The organism is Patescibacteria group bacterium (genome assembly GCA_024654625.1).
GTDB lineage: Bacteria > Patescibacteriota > Minisyncoccia.
In genome coordinates this window covers 1-4,520 of record JANLHB010000031.1, presented here as the reverse complement: position 1 = coordinate 4,520, position 4,520 = coordinate 1, and the positions used below count along the sequence as shown (strand labels likewise).

Sequence of the window (4,520 nt, the reverse complement as noted above, 5' to 3'; positions counted from 1 at the left end):
ATTCTAATATGCACACGTTAATCTTGTCGTGACTCTTAGTTTGGGAGGGAAGGGATTTATCTCAGCATAAAGGAGGGAATTTATCTCAGTGCTATCGCTAATAAATCATTCTCGTGGAAATTTTACCAGATGGACAAGGAATATGCCAGAAGGATAGATGACGGTGGCTTCTTTATTACTGTAGTTGCAGAAAAAGTAGAGGAAGCTGAAAAAGTTTATAGATATGAATAAAGAGGTAATACTGTTTTCTGAGAATGATGAACTTTTCAAAGCCTTTAAAAGAGCGCTTAAAGCTGTAAGGGGTGTAGAAGTTTGTAAATTTAAAACAGAACTATTAGAAAACGAAAAAAGAATAGTATTGATAACTATCACTGAAGGTAATTTGCAAGAGCTATTTTATGAGGAGATAAGGTCAAAATACCGGAATCCTGTTATTGTTACTGGATTCGAAGATAGATTGATCTTTGAAAAAGAACATCCTTTATTCTATGACCATCCTTATAATCATACCTATTTGGGGATCCCATTTGAGCTTGAAGAACTCATAAATCTGTTTAATGAAATGATCCCTATTTCCAGTCAGCCTATAAGACAGGCTATATGTGGTAGTGATAGGGGATACAAAGGATACATTCTAACGCTTTTGAGCCACGATCTGCTTAAAGACATGGATAGATGCATTAAAATACTAAAGATGGCTAGTAATTTTGTAAATGATAACATACTATCTGCTGAAGCAGAAAAAGCAATAAATGGAATAAAAAAAGATGATTTGGACTGGCCGTCTGTTGCGTCTAAATTAGGACAAAAATTTGTGAATATTATTAAAGGAAATTAGGAATGGCCAAGAAAAAAATATTATGCATTGACGATACACCTGAAGCGCCAGAGATCTGTGGCAAAAAACTTAAAGAAATATTAGAGAGTGTCTATAAACTTTCTCCTTACAAAATAATTTTCGAAACCAATGGTGAGAAGGGAATAGAAGAAGCAAGAAATGATGGTAATATTGAACTTGTCCTTTTAGATGTTGAGTTTAAGCGCCAGAAAAAACAGGGAGATATTATAGCTAAAGAACTATTGTCAGTAAGGCCTGACCTGAAGATTATAGTCCTGACCAGGGAAGACGACAGAGGGAAAAAGATAAGCTTTGGGTGGAAGTCTAACGTTATTCTTTATGTCCTAAAAAAGGAGCTTGATAGTCCCAGCAATCAAAACCGTTTAAGAAATCTTTCTACTGCCGTTATTGAAGACTATTACAATGATACATGGGAACTTGAGTATAGAAAAGAAGCTAAAGGAAGTATAATATATTTAAGAAACCCCAAGCGATTAATAGACAATAAAATAAATTCCTACACCGTTAATGTTCCATACGACTATGAAAAAGTGATTATAAAATGTATGCAGGCTTCCAAAGAACCAGTTGATATTTCTGATGTTGTTGGGGCTGGCAAACATAAGATAATAAATAATGTAAATTCAAGGATACTGGATACTACTGGTTGGAATACATGGGGTATTTTGACAAAAGAAGGTTGCGGGCAAGCTCAGGTAAGACTCTTGATAGGCAATGTTCTATTACCAAAACCAACGAAAGACGAGGTATCAAAGAGTACATCATATGTAACCCAGGCCGAATTTGAATGCTTTAGAAACGAAATGAGCACTAAATTGGACGAGTTAAAAAGATTTTTGGATTCTAAATGATTGTGCTCACTTGTATCGAATCATTTGTCCAGACAACTAATGAAAAAGAAATATTTTTTTCTGACATGCATAAGTTTGAAAATTACCAAGTTTAAGTAAACAGCATACCCCTTCCAAAAGCAGGATTTTGTAAAATTCCTGATATCATTATTCTCTATTCTTCTACATCAGCAACGTTTGATTCTACATTAAACCCTCCTTCTTACTCTACTTATTTACGACATCTTTTCAATGGTAATTGTTGTAATAGCGATAACTATATTTTGCTTACAATTACCTTACACACTTCTTAGAGCACGTCACAAGCAGTCTTACTATAAAGCGGTTTCCCATCTTGTATTACCTCTTCTTGAGTTTGAGAGCCGTTAAAATGTTAATTAGATTAAATGGCTGATGGGATATTTTTAGGATATGGGACGGATAGATTCTTGTACTAAATACTTTATAATTCTATTAATTATTCAAAGAAAATTCAAAATTAATTGGAGGTTTTAATATGAATAGAAAAAAGATTGTATTAAGCGGTATACGTCCAACTGCGGGACTGCACCTTGGAAATATTTTAGGTGCTGTAGAAAACATGGTTAAGCTTCAGAACTTAGACGAGTATGAATGTTATTACTTCATTGCAGACTATCATGCTGCCACTACAAATCCGGCATTTAGCACAATTAGAGAGAATAGTCTTGAGGTGTTGGCCGATATGATTTCTTGCGGTCTTAACCCAGAAAAGAGTGTCATTTTCAGGCAATCTGACATTCCTGAGTTGCCTCAATTGCACCTGATATTCTCTTATTTGATAACCGTTTCAGAGCTTGAAAGAAACCCTGTTTACAAAGAGCAAAAACAGGAACTTCATCTCAATGGGAACGGCTTAAGCAGTTTTCTGCTTTATCCGGTTTTACAGGCGGCGGACATATGCCTGTATAAGGGAGCATTTATACCTGTCGGTAAGGATCAGGTACCTCACATTGAGATTACAAGAGAAATCGCTAGAAGGGCAAATACATTATGCAATAGGGAAATATTTCCGTTGCCGGAAGCACTGCTAACAGAAATGCCTAAAATTCCTGGGATTGATGGTAGAAAGATGAGTAAGTCTTATTCAAATTTTATAGCGCTTTCGGACTCACCTGAAGAAACGAAAGAAAAGGTTTTTCAAATGGTTACGGATGTTAAAAAACCAAGGTTGTCTGATCCTGGACATCCAGATGAATGCAATCTGTACCAGCTTATGAAATGTTACGAAAATGGAAATACTTTTGTACAAATCAAGGAAGATTGTAAGGAAGGAAAGATAGGTTGTCGCAAGGTATGCAAACCTCTTCTATCTCAAGTCTTAAATGAGGCGCTGAGTGAGCCTCGAAAAATAAGAAATGAGTTGATTAACGATAATAACGGCCTTGAAAATGTTTTAAAGAAAGGTGCGGAAAAGGCCAGAAATAAGGCGTTAGAGACTGTAAAAGAAGTCAGAACTGCATTAGGTTTTTCCGTACGAATAGAAGATTATTGCCAAGAATGAGATGATCTCAATCCCTTTCATCTCATGTCTAAGCAATGTAAGGTTATCATGGCTCTAAAGCCATTACAGTATATTTATGGAATCTTTAACGGATAGATATAATTTTTATACCAGATACAATACTATCAAAGCTGTGAAATGCAAAGCGGTGAAATGTGAAATCGTTAAACTTACTAAGCATCGAGGAAGGAGGTGATCAAAATAGCATAAAACTCATCTAAAGTAAATGCAGTATGTTTTATTTTAAATTGTCGTTTTGTTTTTTTAAGAAAGAGGAGGTTTTAAATGTCGAAAAACGATAATGATCGAGCGTATGAAAGAGGAGTAAGAGATGGACAAGATGCTGGGATATTGGATGAAATTTCCCACTCTTTTGGTAAATCTTTCAATATCTCTGAAAAGGATGAGATCTACGATAAAGGTTTCAGCTATGGTGTGCAACACCAAAATGATAAAAAATGATAGCCACATGAAGATTAATATTAGTAATTAATTTTTACTCGGTTGTCTTGCCAGCGGCCTTTAACATTGGGCTGCTGGCAATTTAAAGAAAGACATTAATATTCAGTAAATAAAGGTGACATACAATGCAGGACATGCGGAATAGGCACTTGACCGAAACGCCGATTGGAAGGGAGACGGTCTATATATAGTTCTTATCAGTCATACCAACAATATCAATAACATAATCGCAAACCTTTTTTCAGGAAGGGGGTGTTAAGCTTTTATCTTTATATTTAAATTGAATGCATTTCAAAAGGAGGTAAACGAAATGAAAATTGATGTGCCAACCTTTAATACTGCAAGACGTGAATTCGAATCAAGATATGGTAGTTTATATGAATTATTGATTGAACTTACTAAAAAAGAGAGGAGAAGCTTATTAAGATATGGCAAACTTTCGAAGAGAGTTTTAGACAAAAGCAAGAAGGGTACGGTAGAGGAGTTGCTCCATGTATCATTTGTGTTTAAACAAATTCTTGTCGATATAATCAAGCCATGTTGCCGCAGGGAGACAATAGTCTATGGGAAAAAACAAAATGAGTATCTTTGTAAATAAAAGGAAGGCGGGTGTTTTGTGAATAACAATGTTGATTTTGCCGTCTTTGGGATTATTGAAAAAATAGATGGAGGAATACCTCTCGTTTTGAAAAAGGGTAATTTTCGAGGAGGTGAAAAATGGAAATTACCGGGAGGAAGACCTATAAAAACAAATGATAGTAAAAGAGAAGCGTTAAAACGGAAGGTTTTTAGAAAGATCAAAATAGTAGTAATACCTGGAGAAGTG

At 35.2% G+C, this 4,520-nt stretch carries 6 protein-coding genes; all 6 read left to right on the top strand.

Annotated features, from left to right (window positions below; all coding sequences use genetic code 11):
- Window positions 1–223: 223 nt before the first annotated feature.
- Complete coding sequence (locus tag NUV40_03245) at window positions 224–838, top strand: hypothetical protein (protein MCR4342890.1); 615 nt, start codon at window positions 224–226, stop codon at window positions 836–838.
- A gap of 2 nt (window positions 839–840) precedes the next feature.
- Complete coding sequence (locus NUV40_03240; protein ID MCR4342889.1) at window positions 841–1,710, top strand: response regulator; 870 nt, start codon at window positions 841–843, stop codon at window positions 1,708–1,710.
- 496 nt (window positions 1,711–2,206) lie between these two features.
- The gene (gene trpS / locus NUV40_03235; protein ID MCR4342888.1) at window positions 2,207–3,232 is read left to right on the top strand and encodes a tryptophan--tRNA ligase; all 1,026 of its coding nucleotides are present in this window, start codon (window positions 2,207–2,209) and stop codon (window positions 3,230–3,232) included.
- A 285-nt stretch (window positions 3,233–3,517) separates the two neighbouring features.
- The gene (locus NUV40_03230; GenBank protein ID MCR4342887.1) at window positions 3,518–3,694 is read left to right on the top strand and encodes a hypothetical protein; all 177 of its coding nucleotides are present in this window, start codon (window positions 3,518–3,520) and stop codon (window positions 3,692–3,694) included.
- A gap of 310 nt (window positions 3,695–4,004) precedes the next feature.
- Complete coding sequence (locus NUV40_03225) at window positions 4,005–4,292, top strand: hypothetical protein (protein MCR4342886.1); 288 nt, start codon at window positions 4,005–4,007, stop codon at window positions 4,290–4,292.
- Between the two features lie 18 nt (window positions 4,293–4,310).
- On the top strand, window positions 4,311–4,520 hold a 210-nt coding region (locus NUV40_03220), incomplete at its 3' end, for a hypothetical protein (GenBank protein MCR4342885.1).

Bases quoted from the DNA above. Each gene is read 5' to 3' on its own strand.
- NUV40_03245 (MCR4342890.1), top strand. From the start codon at position 224: ATGAATAAAGAGGTAATACTGTTTTCTGAGAATGATGAACTTTTCAAA.
- NUV40_03240 (MCR4342889.1), top strand. From the start codon at position 841: ATGGCCAAGAAAAAAATATTATGCATTGACGATACACCTGAAGCGCCA.
- trpS (MCR4342888.1), top strand. From the start codon at position 2,207: ATGAATAGAAAAAAGATTGTATTAAGCGGTATACGTCCAACTGCGGGA.
- NUV40_03230 (MCR4342887.1), top strand. From the start codon at position 3,518: ATGTCGAAAAACGATAATGATCGAGCGTATGAAAGAGGAGTAAGAGAT.
- NUV40_03225 (MCR4342886.1), top strand. From the start codon at position 4,005: ATGAAAATTGATGTGCCAACCTTTAATACTGCAAGACGTGAATTCGAA.